Genomic DNA, 17,306 nt, shown 5'->3' with positions numbered 1-17,306 from the left:
CGGCCATGCGCGAAGAAGCCCAGGTCGGTCGTAGAGTCACCTTGGCAGCCGTGGCACGAGAGGCCGGCGTCTCGCTGCCGACAGTTTCGAAGGTCCTCAACGGCCGTTCGGATGTGTCCCCCGCGACCCGTGCCAGGGTCGAACGTCTGCTGGAGGCCCACGGCTACCGCCGGCGCACCCCCGGACAGCCGCAGGCCCCGCTCATCGAGATCGTCTTCCACGAGCTGGAGAGCGTCTGGGCGATGGAACTCATCCGCGGCGTGGAGAACGTCGCCAAGCAGAACGACGCGACCGTCGCGCTCACCGAGAGCGGGACCCGGCAGGCTCCCGGCCCCGAGTGGATCGGGGGCGTGCTGCGCCGTCGGCCCCTCGGGGTGCTGCTGGTCTTCTCCACGGTGCCGGAGGACGTGAAGCGGCAACTGCGGTCCCGGGCCATCCCGTTCGTCATCGTGGACCCGGCGGGCGACCCCGACCCCGACGTCCCGTCCGTCGGTTCGGCCAACTGGGCCGGGGGAGTCGCCGCCACCCGCCATCTCACCGACCAGGGACACGAACGCGTCGCCATCATCACCGGTCCCGAGGACCTGATGTGCTCGCTGGCCCGGCTGGACGGATACCGCTCCGCGATGGCGATGGCCGGTCACGAACCCGACCCCGGGCTGGTACGGTTCGGCGACTTCCACGTCCAGGGCGGCTTCGAACACGCCATGGACCTGCTGCGGCGGCCCGACCGCCCTACGGCGATCTTCGCCGGGAGCGACCTGCAGGCGCTGGGCGTCCTGGAGGCGGCCCGGGTCCTCGGCCTGAGCGTGCCCGGGGACCTGTCGGTGGTGGGCTACGACGACGTCCCACCGGCCCGCTGGTCGAGCCCGCCGCTCACCACCGTGCAGCAGCCGCTGCAGCGCATGGCGGAGGAGGCGGCCCGGATGCTGCTGCGCCCGACGGGTTCCAAGAAGGCGGCCCTGCGCATCGAACTGGCCACGCACCTGGTGATACGCCAGAGCACGGCACCGCCTGCGGGGGGTTGAAGGGGTTCCGGGCGCGGCGGGCTGCCGGTCCCGGGCCCAGATGACCGGAGGGGCCGGCGGCAGGTTTCGGAAGAGCACGCCGCGCTGCACTGCGGGGCGATGGCCGACTCGCCCGGGCCGCGGGGGAAGACCGGGGAGCCATGTGGGCCTCATCGCCGTGACCCTTCGGGCCCCGCGCGCTCGCCCCGGCGGCTGGGTGCCGGCCGGCTGCCCGTGCTCGCTCGCGCGTCGCGGGGGGCCCGCGAACACCGCTGAACGACGCAGGACTTGAGCCGCTCCGGACCGTGTCGGGCGGCCGACGCCATCCGGTGGGCATCGGCGCGGCGGGACCGGACGACCGGCCCTCCGCAATGAGCGCCACCCCAGCGGAGCGGGGCCGGCCGGCTCATGGTGCTGGACATCGCCGCTGTCGAACCGGCCGACCCACTCCCCTCGTCCGGCGGCTGCCACCGGCGGCCGTCGAGGAGGCGGGCGGCGCCCCGTCCGGCTCGCGGACAGGGCCCATGCCCGGCTGCCGGACGCCGGCCAGGACGCCCGTTCAGCGCGAGCCGTCCCGCCGGCACCCGCGGACCCGGCCGGCGCCGGCGGCAAGCAGCACGCCGTCCGCCGTAGGCCCACAGCCGCGCGGACCGGCCGGCCGTGATCGGCCGACCGGTCACCCCCTGCCAGAAGGGCGTGCCTCTGCTACTCGGCACCCCCGGACCGCGCCCGGCCCGCCAGTTCCGACTGCAGCGTGCGGTACGCCGGCTTCGGGCGGTAGTCCTCGTCGTACAGGTTCGCGGCGCCCTCGCCGGGGAAGGTGCCGGGGACCCAGGAGTACGTGTCGGTGAAGCCCCAGACGGTGAACGAGATGCAGTGGCGGGTGCGCAGGCAGGCGTCGAGCAGGAGGCGGTAGCCCTCGGCCTGTGTGGCGAGCTTGCCCGCGTCGGCCGGCAGTGGCATGCGCACGTCCGCCTCCGTCACGGCGGTGGCCAGTCCGAGCTTGTCGAAGCGGGCGAAGTTGGCCGCCATGTCGGTGGGCAGGCCGTACTGGATGCCGAGGTGCCCCTGGAAGCCGACGCCGTCGATGGGAACGCCCTCATCGCGCAGGCGGCCGACCAGATCGTGGACGGCGTCGCTCTTCGGGCCCGTCCACTCGGTGTTGTAGTCGTTGTAGAACAGCAGGGCGTGCGGGTCGGCCTCGTGGGCCCAGCGGAAGGCGTCGGCGATGTAGCCGGGACCGAGCTCGCGCAGCCAGATGCTGTCGCGCAGGGTGCCGTCCTCGTTGAACGCCTCGTTCACCACGTCCCATTGCCAGACCCTGCCCTTGAAGTGCCGGACGGTGTCGGTGATGTGGCGGTGCAGGATCTCGCGCAGCCGGCCGGCGCTGAAGTCGCCGGAGGTGAGCCAGGACGGCAACTGGTTGTGCCAGACCAGGACATGGCCGCGCACCTTCTGTCCGTGCTTGCGCGCGAAGTCGACCAGGCGGTCGGCGGCGGCGTAGTCGTACTCCCCTTGGCGGGGCTCGATCGCCTCCCACTTCATCACGTTCTCCGGGGTGACGGTGGAGAACTCGGAGCCCGCGAGCCGGCGGTAGGCGGCGGCGTCGGTGAGCGCGGACATGTCGACGGCTGTGCCGACCCGCAGGTGGTCGTCGGCGGCGAGCTGCCGCAGCGGACGGTCCGGTACGGCGGTGCCGGAGGCGCTCGCGGGGCTCGCGGCGGCGAGGGCAAGCAGGGCCAGGCAGCAGGCCGAGGCGGCGGCCGCGAGGGAGCGGGGCAGGTGCACGGGCAACTCCTCTGAGTAGTCGAAAGTTTCGCTCTACCTGACGAGCGTTGCGCCACGCTAAACAGACGCCAATTCACCGTCAACCATCGTGCCGACAGTCATTTCGGCCACTCTTTCAAGCCGCTCCGAAACTTTCGGCTATACAGCCCGAAAAGGCCCGTCAAGTTTCGATGAAGTTTCGGAAACGGACGCATTGACCGCCCTTTCAACCCGCCCCATACTCTCCAGCAATCGAGCCCTCCCTCCCACGGGGACGGCCCGGCCTGGCGTATGGCGCGAACATGACAACACACTCATCCAGGAGGAACCATGGACATGGAGCACGCCCTCTCCCGCCCGATGAGCCGCAGGGGCTTCATCAACCGTGCCGGCGCGCTCGCGCTGGCCACGTCCGCGTCCGGGCTGCTGCTGCCCGACACCGCCCACGCCGCCACGGTCATCACCACCAACCAGACCGGCACCAACAACGGGTTCTACTACTCCTTCTGGACCGACGGCGGCGGGTCGGTCTCGATGACCCTGAACTCCGGCGGCAACTACAGCACCTCGTGGACGAACTGCGGGAACTTCGTCGCCGGCAAGGGCTGGAGCAACGGCGGACGCAGGAACGTGCAGTACTCGGGCAGCTTCAACCCGTCCGGCAACGGCTACCTGGCGCTGTACGGATGGACCTCGAACCCGCTCGTCGAGTACTACATCGTCGACAACTGGGGCACCTACCGGCCCACCGGGACGTACAAGGGCACGGTCACCAGCGACGGCGGCACGTACGACGTCTACCAGACGACGCGGTACAACGCCCCCTCCGTGGAAGGCACCAAGACCTTCAACCAGTACTGGAGCGTCCGGCAGTCCAAGAGGACCGGCGGCACCATCACCACCGGCAACCACTTCGACGCCTGGGCCCGCTACGGCATGCGGCTGGGCAGCTTCAGCTACTACATGATCCTCGCCACCGAGGGCTACCAGAGCAGCGGCTCCTCCAACCTCACGGTGAGCGGCTGACCCTCCCCCCGTCCCGTCGCCCCCCACGGCGGTCACGCCGCCCACCCGAGGAGGACCCACCCGCATGCGTGCCGCACCCCGCCCCCTGCTGACCGGACTGGCCCTCGCGGCGACCGCCGTGGCCGGCCCGGTCACCGCCGTCACCGACGCCGCCCCGGCGCACGCCGCCACCTGTTCCGGGTACGTCGGGCTCACCTTCGACGACGGCCCGTCCAACGACCACACCCCGGCCCTGCTCAACGCCCTGAGGCAGAACGGCCTGCGGGCCACGATGTTCAACGAGGGCCAGTTCGCGGCCGCCTACCCGGCCCAGGTCCGGGCCGAGGCCAACGCCGGGATGTGGATCGGCAACCACAGCTACACCCACCCCCATCTCACCCAGCAGAGCCAGGCGCAGATCGACTCCGAGATCTCCCGCACCCAGCAGGCCATCGCCGCGGCCGGCGGCGGGACACCGCAACTGTTCCGCCCGCCGTACGGCGAGACCAACACCACCGTCCAGGCGGTGGAGGCCAAGTACGGCCTGAGGCAGATCCTCTGGGACGTCGACTCGCAGGACTGGAACGGCGCGAGCACCGACGCGATCGTGCAGGCGGTGTCCCGGCTGACCAACGGCCAGATCATCCTCATGCACGAGTGGCCGGCCAACACCCTCGCGGCCGTCCCGCGCATCGCCCGGACGCTGGCCGGCAAGGGCCTGTGTGCCGGCCGCATCTCCCCGCAGACCGGCCGCGCCGTGGCCCCCTGACCTCGGGCAGGAACGGTGAGGGGCGGCTCCGGACACCACCGGGGCCGCCCTGACGTGCGCGTTACGCCGTTCGGGCGCATCCTGGGAGCGGCCCGACCAGGTGCCACAGACCGACCTGCGGGAGGTGCTGTGATCCTGATTGCCCTGCTCGTGCCCGTCCTGATGATCGCGTTTCTCTTCATCACACCGGCACTCGAAGAACTCCTGTTCCCCCTTCCCGAGACCGACGACATCACCGGGCCCCCAAGTCACGGAATCCCGCACCGCCTCGTGCGCCCGAGGCACGAGGAAGAGTAGAGAACAGGTCTGCCGGCCCCATGAGGCCGACTACTCCGGGTACGCCTCGGCGCACCCCATGGCCTTGTAGCCCTCGGCGACCCGCTCCAGGGGCAGGGCGACTGGTCTCGAAACACAGGTCAGGGCCGGTTCCGGATGCCTCCGAAACCGGCCCTGACCTGTGACTCCCACAAGTCGGGACGACAGGATTTGAACCTGCGACCCCTTGACCCCCAGTCAAGTGCGCTACCAAGCTGCGCCACGTCCCGTCGCACTCACGCGCGGTGTCCCGCGTGATCGTGCGGACAGCACTTTACCCCACGCCCGGGGGTGTGCCGAAGCAGGCCCGGCGGAGCGAGGGAGAATCGGCGGTATGACGAACGCGGGCGCATCGGATGCCAGGGACCGGGACGTGGCCGGGCGGGCGCGGAACGCGCGGCCCCGGGACGGGCTGGGGCGCCCGCTGCCGTACGGCGCCGAGGGCGTCCCCCGGCAGCCGGAGGGGGTCCTGCGGACGCCGGAGGAGACGGTGGCCGAGGCCCGGGCGCTGCTGGCCGCTGGGCGGCCGTTCCACGCGCACGAGGTGTTCGAAGACGCCTGGAAGTCGGGCCCGGAGGAGGAGCGCGCGCTGTGGCGGGGGCTGGCCCAGCTGGCGGTGGGCCTCACCCACGCGGCCCGCGGGAACGCCGTCGGAGGGGCGCGGCTGCTGCGGCGGGGCGCCGGCGCGGTCGCAGGGTGGGCGGCCGAACGGGGCGAGGACCGCCCGTACGGACTGGACCTCCCGGGCCTCACCCGCTGGGCCCGGGAGCTGGCGGGACGGGTGGAGAACGGATCGGCACCGATCGACGCGGAGGCCGAGGCACCGCGTCTGGGGCCTTGACCGCCGCGCCCCCGGGTGACCCCGGAGGCCCTGACCGGGCCGCCGTCGCAGCCTGTGCGGAGGCGGTGGACGGATGGTCAGCGGGATGCGGCAGACTCGGGGCGTGCGAAAGATTCATGTCATCGGTATCGGCGCGGGCGACCCCGACCAGCTGACCCTGCAGGCGGTCAAGGCGCTGCGGAGCACGGACGTGTTCTTCCTGCTCGACAAGGGCGAGGTGAAGAGCGATCTCACCCAGCTCCGCCGGGACATGCTGGACGCGCATCTGCCCGAGGGGTCGTACCGGGTGGTTGAGGCCCGTGACCCGGAGCGGGACCGGACGGCGGGCGGGTCGGCCTACTCCCCGGCCGTCGGGGACTGGCGCAGCGCCCGCGCCGGGATCTACGAGCGGCTGATCGCCGAGGAACTGGACGAGGACGGCACGGGAGCCTTCCTGGTCTGGGGGGACCCGGCGTTGTACGACAGCACGCTGGGCATCCTGGAGGAGGTGCTGGAGCGGGGCGCGGTGGAGTTCGCGTACGACGTGGTGCCCGGCATCAGCAGCGTCTCCGCGCTGGTCGCCCGGCATCGCACGGGGCTGAACCGGGTCGCCCGGCCGGTGCAGATCACCACGGGGCGGCGGCTGGCCGAGGGCTTCCCGGAGGGGGTGGACGACGTGGTCGTGATGCTGGACGCGCACCAGGCCTTCCGGCGGTACGCCGCGGAGGACATGGACATCTACTGGGGTGCCTACATAGGCACGCCGGACGAGATCCTCGTCTGCGGACCGATCGCCGAGGCCGGTCCGCGCATCGAGCGGGTGCGGGCCGAGGCACGGGAGCGCAAGGGCTGGATCATGGACACGTATCTGCTGCGCCGGCATCCGTCGCGGGACGGACGGGACTGACGCACCGCGCCGCGAGAGGCGGGGATCGGCACCTCCGCGGGCCGGTGCCGGTGAGGACGAGGTGCCGTGCGCGATCGCACGGCTCCGGGCCACCGTCGTCACGCCGGGCTGAGGCCCAGCCGTTCCAGGACGCCCGCCACGTCGGGTACGGCGGTCACGCCGGCCGGCAGGGCGGGGCGGCGTACGACGACCACGGGCAGCCCCAGCTCCCGTGCCGCCGTCAGCTTCGCCGCCGTCGCCTCGCCGCCGCTGTCCTTGGTGACCAGGACGTCGATCCGGTGGGCGCGCAGGAGATCCGTCTCGCCGGTGACCGTGAAGGGGCCCCGGGCCAGGACGACGCTGGTGTCCGGGGGCAGCGGGGGCTCGGGCGGGTCGACGGAGCGGACGAGGAAGCGCAGGTCCGTGAGGTGGGCGAAGGCCGCCAGGCCGAGGCGGCCGGTGGTGAGGAACACCCGGCGGCCGAGACCGGGCAGGGCCCCGGCGGCTCCCGCCAGGGACGGGACGTCGTGCCAGCGGTCGCCGGGGCCCGGCCGCCAGCCGGGGCGGCGCAGGACGACGGCGGGGACGCCCGTGGCCCGCGCCGCACGGGCCGCGTGGTCCGTGATCGACTCGGCGAAGGGGTGGGTGGCGTCCACCAGGGCGTCCACCCGGTGCGCGCGCAGCCAGTCGGCGAGCCCCTCGGGCCCGCCGAAGCCGCCGGTCCGCACCTCGCCGGGCAGCGCCCCGGGCCGGGTGACCCGGCCGGCGAGGGAGGTGGTCACCCGCATCCCGGGCCGGGCGGCGAGGTCGGCGGCGAGGCGGCGGGCCTCGGTGGTGCCGCCGAGGATCAGGACGTGCGCGGGCATAGGGGTGAGCGTACGAGGTCGTACGGGCCGGTCCGCCGCCCGGGTCGCTACCGTCGGGCCATGGAGTCCTTGGCGTCCGCGCGTGCCGTCCTGATCGACATCGACGGGGTCCTCACCGTGTCCTGGAAGCCGCTGCCCGGTGCGGTGGAGGCGCTGCGCGGCATCCGGGCGGCCGGTCTCGGCGTGGCCCTGGTGACGAACACGACCTCCCGGACCCGGGCGTCGATCGCCGAGACCCTGTCGGAGGCCGGTTTCGAGGTGGGAGCCGAGGACGTGCTGACCGCGCCCGCCGTCACCGCCGCCCATCTCGCCGAACACCATCCGGGAGCCCGGTGTCTGCTGCTCAACAGCGGGGACATCGCGGCGGACCTGGGCGACGTCACGCTGGTCGAGGAGGGTGCCGACGTGGTCGTGGTCGGCGGCGCGGGGCCGGGGTTCGACTACGCGGCGCTCAACCGGGCTTTCGGCGAGTTGCAGCGGGGAGCGCGGCTGGTCGCCATGCACCGCAGCCTGTACTGGCGCACCGACGCCGGGCTGCAGCTGGACTCGGGTGCGTTCCTGCTGGGGCTGGAGCGGGCGGCGCGCGTGGAGGCGGAGGTCACGGGCAAGCCGTCCCGGGCGTTCTTCGAGGCGGCCCTCGCCCGGCTGGGTGTGGACGCGGAGCGTGCGCTGATGGTCGGCGACGACATCGAGTCGGACGTGCTCGCGGCGCAGCGGGCAGGGCTGACCGGGGTGCTGGTGAAGACGGGAAAGTACCAGCCGCAGACGCTGGAGAACGCCAGTGGTACCCCGGATCATGTCCTGGACTCCTTCGCGGACGTCCCGGTGCTGCTGGGGCTAGCGCAGTAGCAGTTGCAGGCCGCCCACGACCGTGGCCGCGATGACGAGTTGTTCGAAGAGTCGCTGGTTGATGCGGTTCACAGCCCACTTGCCGAAGAGCGCCCCGGGCACCACGAACACCACGAGCGCGGCGTCGAGGAGCAGTGAGTGCCCGTCGATCAGGCCCAGACCCGCGCTGAACGGCACCTTCGAGACGTTCACGATGAGGAAGAAGAACGCGGAGGTGCCAAGGAAGCCGAGCTTCCGGAAGCCCGCGGACAGCAGGTACATCGACATCACCGGCCCGCCCGCGTTGGCGACCATCGTCGTGAACCCGCCGAGCACGCCGTACGAGCGGGCCTTGACGCGGCCCGCCCGGGTGCCGGCATCGTCCGGATCCTCCGGGGTGCCGGCCGTCCGCCGGCGCCACAGCGTCACCCCGGTCATCAGCAGCAGGATCGCGCCGATCGAGGTCCGTACGATCCCGTCGTCGGCCCACACGAGGAACAGCGTGCCGGCCAGCACGCCCGCCGCCACCGCCGGGAACAGCCGCCACAGCGTGGGCCAGTGCGCGTGCCGCCGGTAGGTGAGGACGGCGAGCACGTCACCGGCGATCAGGACGGGCAGCAGTACGCCCGTGGAGGCGCGGGCGGGCAGGACCGCCGCAAAGACCGCGAGACTGACCGTGTTGGCCCCGCTGACGGCCGTCTTGGAGAAGCCGACGAGCAGGGCCGCGCAGGCGAGCGCCGCGAACCCCCAGCCGGATATGTGCCAGAGCGTCATCGTGTTCATGGAGGAACCGATGCTATGCACACGCATGGGTCGGGCGTAAGCGGCGTCTCGCCGGCCGGTCCTGGTGCGACGGCCGGTCCGGCTCCTAACGGCCCGTGTAGCGTGCCCGCAGTTCCCGCTTGAGCACCTTCATGCTCGGTCCGAGCGGCAGCGCGTCCGCGAGCTCGACCCGACGCGGGTACTTGTGCCTGCCCAGGTGCCCCTTGGACCACTCCGTGAGCGCGGCGGCGTCCGGCGTGGTGCCCGGCGCCGGGACGACGACCGCGCACACCTCCTCGCCGTGCAGGTCGTCGGGCAGGCCGATGACGGCGACCTGGGCGATCTCCGGGTGGCGCATCAGGACCTCCTCGACCTCCCGCGGGTAGACGTTGTAGCCGCCGCGGATGATGACGTCCTTCTTGCGGTCGACGATCCGCAGGAAACCCTCGTCGTCCTTGGTACCGAGGTCGCCGGTGCGGAACCAGCCGTCCACCAGGGCCTCGGCGGTGGCCTCCGGGCGGCCCAGGTAGCCGGAGAAGACGTTGTGGCCGCGGATGACGACCTCGCCCACCTCACCGGGCGGCAGCAGCTCGATCCGGCCCTCCACCTCGGCGCGGGCGATCTCCACGTCGATGCCCCACAGGGGGTGGCCGATGGTGCCGGCCTTCGTGCCGAACACCGGCTGGTTGACGGTGGCCGTCGGCGAGGTCTCCGACAGCCCGTACCCCTCAAGGATCCTCGCGCCGAACGCGGCCTCGAACCGCTCCAGGACGGCCACCGGGAGCGAGGCACCGCCGGATACGCACACGCGCAGCACGGGCAGCCGCTCCGCGTCGGCGGCAGCCGCCGCGAGGGCGACGAACATGGTGGGCACGCCGTGGAAGGTGTTCACGCCCTCGCGCACCATCAGGTCGATGGCGCGGGCCGCGTCGAAGCGGGGCAGCAGCACGAGCGTGGCGCCGGCCCGCCAGGTGGAGTTGAGCGACACGGTCTGGCCGAAGGCGTGGAACAGCGGCAGCGCGCCGAGGGCGATGTCGTCGGCGCGGATGTCGTTGGCGTCGAAGGCGTTGACGGTCGCGTTCATCACCAGGTTGAAGTGAGTGAGGACGGCGCCCTTGGGGACACCGGTCGTACCGCTGGTGTAGAAGATCACCGCGGGGTCGTCGGCGGCCCGGGTGACGTACGACGGGAGGGGTGCGGCGTCGGCCGCGAGCTGGTCGAACTCCGTGCCGAGGGTGACCGCTCGGACGCCCGTCGCGCGTGCGGCGGCCGTGCCGGTCTCCGCCTGGGCCGGGTGGACCAGCAGCAGGGTGGCCCCGCTGTCGCGCAGCACGTGCTCGACCTCCCCGGCGGAGAGCAGCAGGTGCACGGGGACGACGACCCCGCCGGCCGCGGCGATCGCGTAGTACGCCACCGGGAACTCCGCCGTGTTGGGCGCCATGAGGGCGACCCGGTCGCCGGGCCGTACGCCGAGACCGGTGAGCGCGCCCGCCTGGGCCAGGGCGCGCTGCCACACCTCGGCGAAGGTGAGCCGCAGGTCGTCTTCGACGAGGGCGGTCCTGCCGGGGCGGCGCCGGGCGTTCTCGGCGAGGATGGCGGCCAAGGACAGGGTGGCCATGGATGACGCTCCGTTTCTCTGCTGCGGCTCGGTGTTGCTGCCGGCGTCCCAGGGGCTGCCGCCCCCGGCCCCCGCTTCGGCCTGAACGGCCTCGTCCTCAAGCGCCGGACGGGCCGTTCGGCTCAATGGCGCTCGACCAGCACCGCGCTCCCCTGCCCCACCCCCACGCACATCGTCGCGAGTCCCCGCTCCGCGCCCGTGCGGCGCATCCGGTGCAGCAGGGTGGTGAGGATGCGGGCGCCGGAGCAGCCGAGGGGGTGGCCGAGGGCGATGGCGCCCCCGGTGGGGTTGACCAGGTCGGGGTCGATGCCCAGCTGGTCGACGCAGGCGAGTGCCTGCGCGGCGAACGCCTCGTTGAACTCGGCCTCCTGGATGTCGCCGATCTCCCAGCCGGCCCGGGCCAGCGCCTTGCGGGTGGCGGGGACCGGGCCGAGGCCCATCACGTCGGGATGGACGCCGGCGGAGGCGCCCGCGGTGTAGCGTCCGAGGGACTCCAGCCCCAGCTCGTTCAGGGCCTCCTCGCTGACCAACAGCAGGCCGGCCGCGCCGTCGTTCATCGGCGAGGCGTTGCCGGCGGTGACGGTGCCGTCCGTGCGGAAGACCGGCTTCAGCCGGGACAGCTTCGCCAGCGAGGTGTCCTCGCGGACGCACTCGTCCTGTTCGACGACGATGCCGTCGGGGCGCTCGACGGGCAGGAGTTCGTCGTCGAAGTGGCCGTTCTTGCGTGCGGCGGCGGCGAGTTGGTGGCTGCGCAGGGCGAACTCGTCCTGGCGCTCACGGGAGACGTCGTACCGTGCGGCGACCTCCTCGGCGGTCTCGCCCATGGAGAGCAGGCCGTGCAGCTCCTTCATGGCGGGGTTGACCAGCCGCCAGCCGAGCCGGGTGTCGTGGGTCTCGATGCGCTGCGGCAGGGCCTCGTCGGGGCGGGGCAGGACGAAGGGGGCGCGGCTCATGGACTCGGAGCCGCCGGCGATCACGATGTCGGCCTCGCCGGCGGCGATGGTCCGGGCGGCGGTGGTGACCGCTTCGAGTCCGGAGGCGCACAGCCGGTTGACGGTGGCGCCGGGCACGGAGTCGGGCAGTCCGGCGAGCAGGGCGGCCATGCGGGCGACGTTGCGGTTGTCCTCGCCGGCCTGGTTGGCGGCGCCCCAGTAGACGTCGTCGATCCGGGCGGGGTCGAGCGCGGGCACGTCGGCCACCAGGTGGCGGATGACGGTCGCGGCCAGATCGTCGGGGCGGACGGAGGAGAGGGCTCCGCGCAGCTTGCCGATGGGGGTGCGGCGGGCGGCCGCGAAGTGGACGGGACGCACGGCTGGGACTCCTGACCTACGACGCTGTGGATCAGCACGGACCTCGTGACAGTTGTTCACGCTGTCCGGCAGCTATTAATTAGCACTGCTAGTTTTGGACTATAGACCCCCGACCGCCCCACTGGGAAGATCCCCAGGACCTTCCCCGAGGCAGCTGGAGGAGAGATGCCCCACGTCGGCGAGCACGTCCTCGACGGCACGCACGGAGCCCTCGCGGTACGCGAGTGGCCGCACCCGGCCCCCCGCTACCTGGCGCTCCTGGTGCACGGGTACGGCGAGCACGCCGGCCGGTACGCGCAGCTCGCCGCCCGGCTCACCGGGCACGGCGCCGCCGTGTACGCGCCGGACCACGCCGGCCACGGCCGCTCGGCCGGGGAGCGGGTGGTGATCGAGGACTTCGAGGACGTGGTCACGGACGTGCACACGGTGGCGGACTCGGCCCGCGCCGCGCGTCCCGGCCTGCCGCTGGTCCTGGTCGGCCACTCCATGGGCGGGCTGATCGCGGCCCGCTACGCCCAGCGGTACGGCGACGAACTGAGTGCCCTGGTCCTGTCCGGCCCGGTGATCGGCGACTGGGACCTGCCGGGGCGGCTGCTGGCCCTGGAGGAGATCCCGGACGTCCCGATCAGCCCGTCCGCGCTCTCCCGGGACCCGGCCGTCGGCGCGGCGTACGCGGCCGATCCGCTGGTGTGGCACGGGCCCATGAAGCGGCCGACGCTGGAGGCGTTCGCGCGGACGCTCGAAACCGTCGCCCGGGGCGGTGACGTCGGCGGGCTGCCGCTGCTGTGGCTGCACGGCGACGACGACCGGCTGGTGCCGCCGCCCGGGAGCCGGACCGGCGTGGAGCGGTTGAGCGGCGGCCGGCTGACCGAGCGGATCTTCCCGGGGGCGCGGCACGAGGTGTTCCACGAGACGTGCAAGGAGGACGTCTTCGCGGAGCTGCTGGGCTTCCTGGACCGGGTGCTACCCCGCTGATCAGCCGGTTTGCTCCCCCGTGCAGCGGGCACCCGCCCTGTCGACATGACCGTGGACAGCTGCCGAAAGGGGATATACGGACCATGACCGTGGTCAAGAGCACGCTGCCCGAGGAGGCGCTCGGCGTCACCGGAACCGCCCTGCAGGAGACCCTGGTGGACCTGCTCGGGCTGTCACTGGTCGGCAAGCAGGCGCACTGGAACGTCGTGGGCCCGCGGTTCCGGTCGATCCACCTCCAGCTGGACGAGGTGGTCGCGGCGGCCCGGAGCCACTCGGACACGGTGGCCGAGCGTGCCGCCGCGCTGGGCGTGCCGCCGGACGGCCGGCCGGAGACCATCGCCGCGGCCTTCGCGCTGCCCGGCGCCAAGGACGGCTGGCTGCGCGACACCGAGGTCGTGGAGCTGATGGTGGCGGCGCTGGAGGCGGCCATCCGCCGGCTGCGCGAGCGGATCGAGGCGACCGAGAAGGCCGACCCGGTCACCCAGGACCTGCTGATCTCCGTCACGGCCGACCTGGAGAAGCAGCGCTGGATGTTCGAGGCCGAGAACCACCCGCGCGACGACGCCGCCGGCTAGGACACCCACTCGCGCCGCCAGCCAGTACACCCACTCCCGAACGGAAGGGGGAGATCCATGGCCGACGCCCTGGAGACCGAGGCGCTGTGGGAGGACTTCCACCGCGTGGTGAACATGACCTCGGCGGAACTCGCGGCCTGGCTGAAGGTCCGGGACGCCCACGAGGAGACGGAACCGCTGCCGGAGGAGGCGGGCACGCCCACCGGGCAACACGTTCTCGCCATCCTGCGGAAGCGCCGTACCGATCTCACCGACGACGACATCCGGGTCATGCACGAGGTCGTCGACACGGTCGGTGACCTGGTCGACCCGGAAAACGAACCCGAGCCGGAGAAGACGCCGGAGGACACCCGGCGCCGGCACCGGCTGATGACGCTGGGCCACGACCCGCTCAAGCCCTAGCCGGAGCCCGACCATGGACCGGGACGAACGAGTCGTGCGCGAGCTGGTGTCCGCGTACGGGCGGACGTACGCCGAGGAGGCGGGCATCCGCCTGAAGGACACCCCGCAGCCGCTGTACCGGCTGCTCGTGCTGTCCTTGCTGCTCAGCGCCCGGATCCGGGCCTCCGTCGCGGTGGCCGCCGCCCGGGCCCTGCACGAGGACCACCTGGACAGCCCCCGCCGGATGGCCGGGGCCGACTGGCAGCAGCGGGTGGACGCGCTCGGGCGGGGCGGCTACCGCCGGTACGACGAACGCACGGCCACCCAGCTCGGCGACGGCGCCGAACTGCTGACCGAGCGCTGGGGCGGCGACCTGCGCCGGCTGCACCGGGAGGCGGGCGGCGACACCGGCGCGTTGAAGCGGCTGCTCCAGGAGGAGCCGGGCATCGGGCCGGCCGGCGCCGACATCTTCCTGCGCGAGGCGCAGCGCGTGTGGCCGGACGTCGCGCCCTACCTGGACGGCAAGGCACTGTCCGGGGCCGGGCGGCTCGGCCTGCCGAAGGACCCGGAGAAGCTGACCGAGCTGGCCGGGGACACCCAACCGGCCGTCCTGGCCGCCGCGTTGGTCCGGGCGGCGCTCGACAAACAGGTGGCCGAAGACTGTCTGCGCCGGGCCGCGTGATCGTGTCAGACTGCTCCCCGCACGTCCCGGAGTGACCACCGGGGCCAAACGGGTGGAGGAGCAGCACGTGACGGGGACCGGGCCGGAGATCCAGGACGGCATCGACACGACCCGGCCGCATCCGGCCCGGGTGTACGACTGGTTCCTCGGCGGCAAGGACAACTATCCGGTCGACGAGGAGCTGGGCCGGCGGATCGCGGCGATCGACGGGGGCGCCCCGAAGGCCGCCCGCGCGAACCGGGCGTTCATGCGCCGCAGCACGCGGGTGCTGGCCGCGGAGCGGGGAATCCGCCAGTTCCTGGACATCGGCACCGGCATACCGACCGAGCCGAACCTGCACCAGATCGCCCAGTCCGTGGCCCCGGACGCCCGCGTGGTGTACGTCGACAACGACCCCATCGTGCTGGCCCACGCGAACGCGCTGCTGCGCGGCACCCCGGAGGGCGTGACGGAGTATGTGCAGGCCGACGCCCGCGATCCGCACGCGATCCTCGAACAGGCCGCCCGCGTACTGGACTTCGGCCGCCCGGTGGCCCTCTCCCTGATCGCCCTGCTGCACTTCATCGCCGACGAGGACGGCGCCCACGACCTGGTGGACACCCTGGTCGGCGCGCTGGCGCCGGGCAGTTGTCTGGTGCTGTCGACCATGACCGCCGACTTCGAACCGGAGAACGTCCAGCGGGGCATCGCGGCCTACGCGGCCGGCGGAGTCACCCTGGTGGCACGCGCGCACGCCGAAGTGGGCACCTTCTTCGAGGGACTTGGGCTGCTGGAGCCGGGGATCGTGTCGGTGGCCGAGTGGCGGCCCGAGGGTGCGCCCGACGGGCCCGTCTCGCTGTACGGCGGGGTCGCGGTCAAGCCGTGACGCCGTCGTACGGCAGGTCCAGCACGCGGGCGATGGTCCGCAGCACGCCGTCGTCGTTGTTGGACGGGGCCAGGTGGCGGGCCCGCCGGATCACCTCGGGGTGGGCGCCCGCCATGGCGAAGGACCACTCGGCGGCGTCGAGCATCTCCAGGTCGTTCAGGTAGTCGCCGAACACCATGGTCTGCGCGGGCGTGATGCCGAGCGCCCGCTGGAGGCCGCGCAGGGCGGTGCCCTTGTCGGCGGTGCGGTTCATCACGTCCACCCAGTGCTCGCCGGAGACGACGACCTGGTGGGTGGCGGCGAACTCCGCGAGGGCCGGGGCGGTGGTGTGCTCGGCGGAGCCGAAGTCGAACAGCGCGACCTTGATCGCCTGGTCGTCCACGGCGGTGACGTCCTCCACGATCCGGTGCTCCACGTAGTACTTGCGCACCTCCGCCAGGAACGCCTCGTCGGTCCGCTCGACGTACGCCGCCCGCTTGCCGCAGACGACCGCGCCGACGTCCGCGCCGTCCGCGACCAGCCGCCGTGCCGTCCGGGCGACACCTGCGGCGACGGACCGGTCCAGCGGGTCGGAACTCAGCTCCACGCCGTCGCGGACCACGTACGTGCCGTTCTCCGCGATGAACACCATGCCCTCGGCGACCTCCTCGAACTGCCGGAACAGGGTGGCGTACTGGCGTCCGCTCGCCGGGCTGAAGAGCACCCCGCGGCGGCGCAGTTCGGCGAGCATCGGCCACAGCCCGTCGGGAATCCGCTGCGCGTCGTCCAGCAGCGTGCCGTCCATGTCGGTGACGATCAGCCGGATGTCGGCGGGGCCGGCGGGCAGGCCGGAGACGTCGAGGAGGGGCGTGGGCGTGGCGGGCATGTCCTTCTTCCGGTCGGGGGCGGGGATACCGGTCCAGTGTTCCTCATGCGCCGCGCGGACCCGGAACCGCCCGGGGCGGCGGGGCGCGCGGCTGCCCGGAACCGCCCACCATGGCCGTTTCCCGGGACAGCGCGATCACCGGGGGGCACAATGACGGCGGAGAACCGCACGTGAGAAGGGCGGACAGGTGAGCGAGGTCGACTCCCCGGGGGCCGGATCGGCACGGCTGGACACCACCGTGGCGCACAACGCCCGGGTCTGGAACTACTGGATCGGCGGCAAGGACCACTACGAGGTCGACCAGCGGGTCGGCGAGCGCATCGCCGGGATGTTCCCGGTGATCCGGGCGGTGGCGCGCGCTGACCGGGAGTTCCTGGGGCGGGCGGTGCGCTTCCTGACCGCCGAGCGCGGGACACGGCAGTTCCTGGACATCGGCACCGGCCTGCCGACCTCCGACAACACGCACGAGATCGCGCAGCGGATCGCCCCCGAGTCCCGGATCGTGTACGTCGACAACGACCCGATCGTGCTCGTGCACGCCCGCTCGCTGCTCACCAGCTCCCCCGAGGGCGTCACGGACTACATCGACGCCGACGCGCACGACCCGGACGGCATCGTGCGGCGGGCCGCCGAGACCCTGGACCTGACCCGGCCGGTCGCGGTGCTGATGCTGGGCATCCTCAACTTCGTGCTGGACACCGGCGAGGCCAGGGACATCGTGCGCCGGCTGATGGCGGCGGTGCCCCCCGGCAGTCATCTGGTCCTCACCCATCCGACGGACGACCGTGACGTGGGCGGCGCGGGCAACGTGGCGGCCATGGAGTTCTGGAACGCCCACGCCACCCCGCCGATCACCGCCCGCGGACGCGCCGAGATCGGCGGGTTCCTGGAGGGTCTGGACCTGGTGGAGCCCGGCCTGGTGCCGTGCTCGCAGTGGCGCGCCGAATCGGCGTCCGCCGCCCCGGTGCCGCAGTTCGGCGCGGTGGCCGTGAAACCCTGACCCCGGCCGC

General features: G+C 72.8%; 18 protein-coding genes, 1 tRNA gene and 1 pseudogene. 13 read left to right on the top strand and 7 right to left on the bottom strand.

All coding sequences use genetic code 11. The annotated features are described in order from the left end of the window. Positions 1-5: 5 nt before the first annotated feature. Positions 6-1,028 (top strand): LacI family DNA-binding transcriptional regulator, encoded by a 1,023-nt coding sequence (locus tag AB0L21_RS31845; protein WP_365708510.1) that lies wholly within the window; start codon positions 6-8, stop codon positions 1,026-1,028. Positions 1,029-1,712: 684 nt separating this feature from the next. On the opposite strand, the gene AB0L21_RS31840 is transcribed toward AB0L21_RS31845, so the two are convergent. Then, complete coding sequence (locus AB0L21_RS31840) at positions 1,713-2,795, bottom strand: endo-1,4-beta-xylanase (RefSeq protein WP_365787915.1); 1,083 nt, start codon at positions 2,793-2,795, stop codon at positions 1,713-1,715. Between the two features lie 309 nt (positions 2,796-3,104). On the opposite strand from AB0L21_RS31840, the gene AB0L21_RS31835 reads away from it, so the two are divergent. The 3 genes and pseudogenes from AB0L21_RS31835 (at position 3,105) to AB0L21_RS31825 (ending at position 4,845) form a co-directional block, all read left to right on the top strand. Further along, positions 3,105-3,800, top strand: coding sequence for a glycoside hydrolase family 11 protein (locus tag AB0L21_RS31835; protein WP_365708514.1), 696 nt, complete (start codon positions 3,105-3,107; stop codon positions 3,798-3,800). Positions 3,801-3,864: 64 nt separating this feature from the next. Further along, a pseudogene (locus tag AB0L21_RS31830) lies at positions 3,865-4,545 on the top strand (polysaccharide deacetylase family protein); the annotation flags it as partial. A 132-nt stretch (positions 4,546-4,677) separates the two neighbouring features. Beyond that, positions 4,678-4,845 (top strand): hypothetical protein, encoded by a 168-nt coding sequence (locus AB0L21_RS31825; RefSeq protein ID WP_365708516.1) that lies wholly within the window; start codon positions 4,678-4,680, stop codon positions 4,843-4,845. Positions 4,846-5,019: 174 nt separating this feature from the next. On the opposite strand, the gene AB0L21_RS31820 is transcribed toward AB0L21_RS31825, so the two are convergent. After that, positions 5,020-5,093: transfer RNA gene (locus AB0L21_RS31820), tRNA-Pro, on the bottom strand. Between the two features lie 104 nt (positions 5,094-5,197). Between AB0L21_RS31820 and AB0L21_RS31815 the strand changes: the two genes are divergently transcribed. Beyond that, positions 5,198-5,704 (top strand): DUF309 domain-containing protein, encoded by a 507-nt coding sequence (locus AB0L21_RS31815; RefSeq protein ID WP_365708518.1) that lies wholly within the window; start codon positions 5,198-5,200, stop codon positions 5,702-5,704. A 103-nt stretch (positions 5,705-5,807) separates the two neighbouring features. Then, complete coding sequence (gene cobF, locus AB0L21_RS31810) at positions 5,808-6,590, top strand: precorrin-6A synthase (deacetylating) (RefSeq protein ID WP_365787913.1); 783 nt, start codon at positions 5,808-5,810, stop codon at positions 6,588-6,590. A 98-nt stretch (positions 6,591-6,688) separates the two neighbouring features. Here cobF and AB0L21_RS31805 read toward each other — a convergent pair whose 3' ends face one another. Continuing rightward, the gene (locus tag AB0L21_RS31805; RefSeq protein WP_365787911.1) at positions 6,689-7,435 is read right to left on the bottom strand and encodes a cobalt-precorrin-6A reductase; all 747 of its coding nucleotides are present in this window, start codon (positions 7,433-7,435) and stop codon (positions 6,689-6,691) included. Positions 7,436-7,495: 60 nt separating this feature from the next. On the opposite strand from AB0L21_RS31805, the gene AB0L21_RS31800 reads away from it, so the two are divergent. Further along, positions 7,496-8,284: a TIGR01458 family HAD-type hydrolase gene (locus AB0L21_RS31800; RefSeq protein ID WP_365787909.1), complete on the top strand. Its 789-nt coding sequence runs from the start codon at positions 7,496-7,498 to the stop codon at positions 8,282-8,284. Here AB0L21_RS31800 and AB0L21_RS31795 read toward each other — a convergent pair. From AB0L21_RS31795 to AB0L21_RS31785, 3 genes are all read right to left on the bottom strand, one after another. Continuing rightward, entirely contained in the window at positions 8,273-9,046 is a 774-nt protein-coding gene (locus AB0L21_RS31795) for a sulfite exporter TauE/SafE family protein (RefSeq protein WP_365708526.1), read from the bottom strand. The two genes, AB0L21_RS31800 and AB0L21_RS31795, sit on opposite strands and share 12 nt — an antisense overlap. 85 nt (positions 9,047-9,131) lie before the next feature. Next, positions 9,132-10,643 (bottom strand): long-chain fatty acid--CoA ligase, encoded by a 1,512-nt coding sequence (locus tag AB0L21_RS31790; protein ID WP_365787907.1) that lies wholly within the window; start codon positions 10,641-10,643, stop codon positions 9,132-9,134. A gap of 122 nt (positions 10,644-10,765) precedes the next feature. After that, positions 10,766-11,953 (bottom strand): thiolase family protein, encoded by a 1,188-nt coding sequence (locus AB0L21_RS31785; protein ID WP_365708528.1) that lies wholly within the window; start codon positions 11,951-11,953, stop codon positions 10,766-10,768. A 165-nt stretch (positions 11,954-12,118) separates the two neighbouring features. Between AB0L21_RS31785 and AB0L21_RS31780 the strand changes: the two genes are divergently transcribed. From AB0L21_RS31780 to AB0L21_RS31760, 5 genes are all read left to right on the top strand, one after another. Further along, positions 12,119-12,928: a lysophospholipase gene (locus tag AB0L21_RS31780; protein WP_365787905.1), complete on the top strand. Its 810-nt coding sequence runs from the start codon at positions 12,119-12,121 to the stop codon at positions 12,926-12,928. An 83-nt stretch (positions 12,929-13,011) separates the two neighbouring features. Continuing rightward, entirely contained in the window at positions 13,012-13,503 is a 492-nt protein-coding gene (locus AB0L21_RS31775) for a DNA starvation/stationary phase protection protein (RefSeq protein ID WP_365787903.1), read from the top strand. Between the two features lie 57 nt (positions 13,504-13,560). Then, complete coding sequence (locus tag AB0L21_RS31770) at positions 13,561-13,905, top strand: DUF3140 domain-containing protein (protein WP_365708534.1); 345 nt, start codon at positions 13,561-13,563, stop codon at positions 13,903-13,905. A gap of 13 nt (positions 13,906-13,918) precedes the next feature. Further along, entirely contained in the window at positions 13,919-14,566 is a 648-nt protein-coding gene (locus AB0L21_RS31765; RefSeq protein WP_365708536.1) for an endonuclease, read from the top strand. Between the two features lie 67 nt (positions 14,567-14,633). Next, positions 14,634-15,431: an SAM-dependent methyltransferase gene (locus tag AB0L21_RS31760; RefSeq protein WP_365708538.1), complete on the top strand. Its 798-nt coding sequence runs from the start codon at positions 14,634-14,636 to the stop codon at positions 15,429-15,431. Here AB0L21_RS31760 and AB0L21_RS31755 read toward each other — a convergent pair. Beyond that, entirely contained in the window at positions 15,421-16,296 is an 876-nt protein-coding gene (locus tag AB0L21_RS31755) for a Cof-type HAD-IIB family hydrolase (RefSeq protein WP_365787901.1), read from the bottom strand. The genes AB0L21_RS31760 and AB0L21_RS31755 overlap by 11 nt on opposite strands. 187 nt (positions 16,297-16,483) lie before the next feature. Here AB0L21_RS31755 and AB0L21_RS31750 point away from each other — a divergent pair, with 187 nt between their 5' ends. Next, a complete protein-coding gene (locus AB0L21_RS31750; RefSeq protein ID WP_365787899.1) occupies positions 16,484-17,296 on the top strand; it encodes an SAM-dependent methyltransferase in 813 nt (270 codons plus the stop codon). Positions 17,297-17,306 lie beyond the last annotated feature (10 nt).

This window comes from Streptomyces sp. NPDC052721, from assembly GCF_040678315.1.
Taxonomy (GTDB): Bacteria; Actinomycetota; Actinomycetes; order Streptomycetales; family Streptomycetaceae; genus Streptomyces.
Note: the sequence above shows the minus strand (reverse complement) of the source record. Positions and strands in the feature narration are given on the sequence as shown.

Excerpts from the sequence above, each read along its gene's own strand:
- AB0L21_RS31845 (WP_365708510.1), top strand. The coding sequence starts at position 6 with ATGCGCGAAGAAGCCCAGGTCGGTCGTAGAGTCACCTTGGCAGCCGTG.
- AB0L21_RS31835 (WP_365708514.1), top strand. The coding sequence starts at position 3,105 with ATGGACATGGAGCACGCCCTCTCCCGCCCGATGAGCCGCAGGGGCTTC.
- AB0L21_RS31815 (WP_365708518.1), top strand. The coding sequence starts at position 5,198 with ATGACGAACGCGGGCGCATCGGATGCCAGGGACCGGGACGTGGCCGGG.
- AB0L21_RS31805 (WP_365787911.1), bottom strand. The coding sequence starts at position 7,435 with ATGCCCGCGCACGTCCTGATCCTCGGCGGCACCACCGAGGCCCGCCGC.
- AB0L21_RS31800 (WP_365787909.1), top strand. The coding sequence starts at position 7,496 with ATGGAGTCCTTGGCGTCCGCGCGTGCCGTCCTGATCGACATCGACGGG.
- AB0L21_RS31795 (WP_365708526.1), bottom strand. The coding sequence starts at position 9,046 with ATGAACACGATGACGCTCTGGCACATATCCGGCTGGGGGTTCGCGGCG.
- AB0L21_RS31790 (WP_365787907.1), bottom strand. The coding sequence starts at position 10,643 with ATGGCCACCCTGTCCTTGGCCGCCATCCTCGCCGAGAACGCCCGGCGC.
- AB0L21_RS31780 (WP_365787905.1), top strand. The coding sequence starts at position 12,119 with ATGCCCCACGTCGGCGAGCACGTCCTCGACGGCACGCACGGAGCCCTC.
- AB0L21_RS31775 (WP_365787903.1), top strand. The coding sequence starts at position 13,012 with ATGACCGTGGTCAAGAGCACGCTGCCCGAGGAGGCGCTCGGCGTCACC.
- AB0L21_RS31770 (WP_365708534.1), top strand. The coding sequence starts at position 13,561 with ATGGCCGACGCCCTGGAGACCGAGGCGCTGTGGGAGGACTTCCACCGC.
- AB0L21_RS31765 (WP_365708536.1), top strand. The coding sequence starts at position 13,919 with ATGGACCGGGACGAACGAGTCGTGCGCGAGCTGGTGTCCGCGTACGGG.
- AB0L21_RS31755 (WP_365787901.1), bottom strand. The coding sequence starts at position 16,296 with ATGCCCGCCACGCCCACGCCCCTCCTCGACGTCTCCGGCCTGCCCGCC.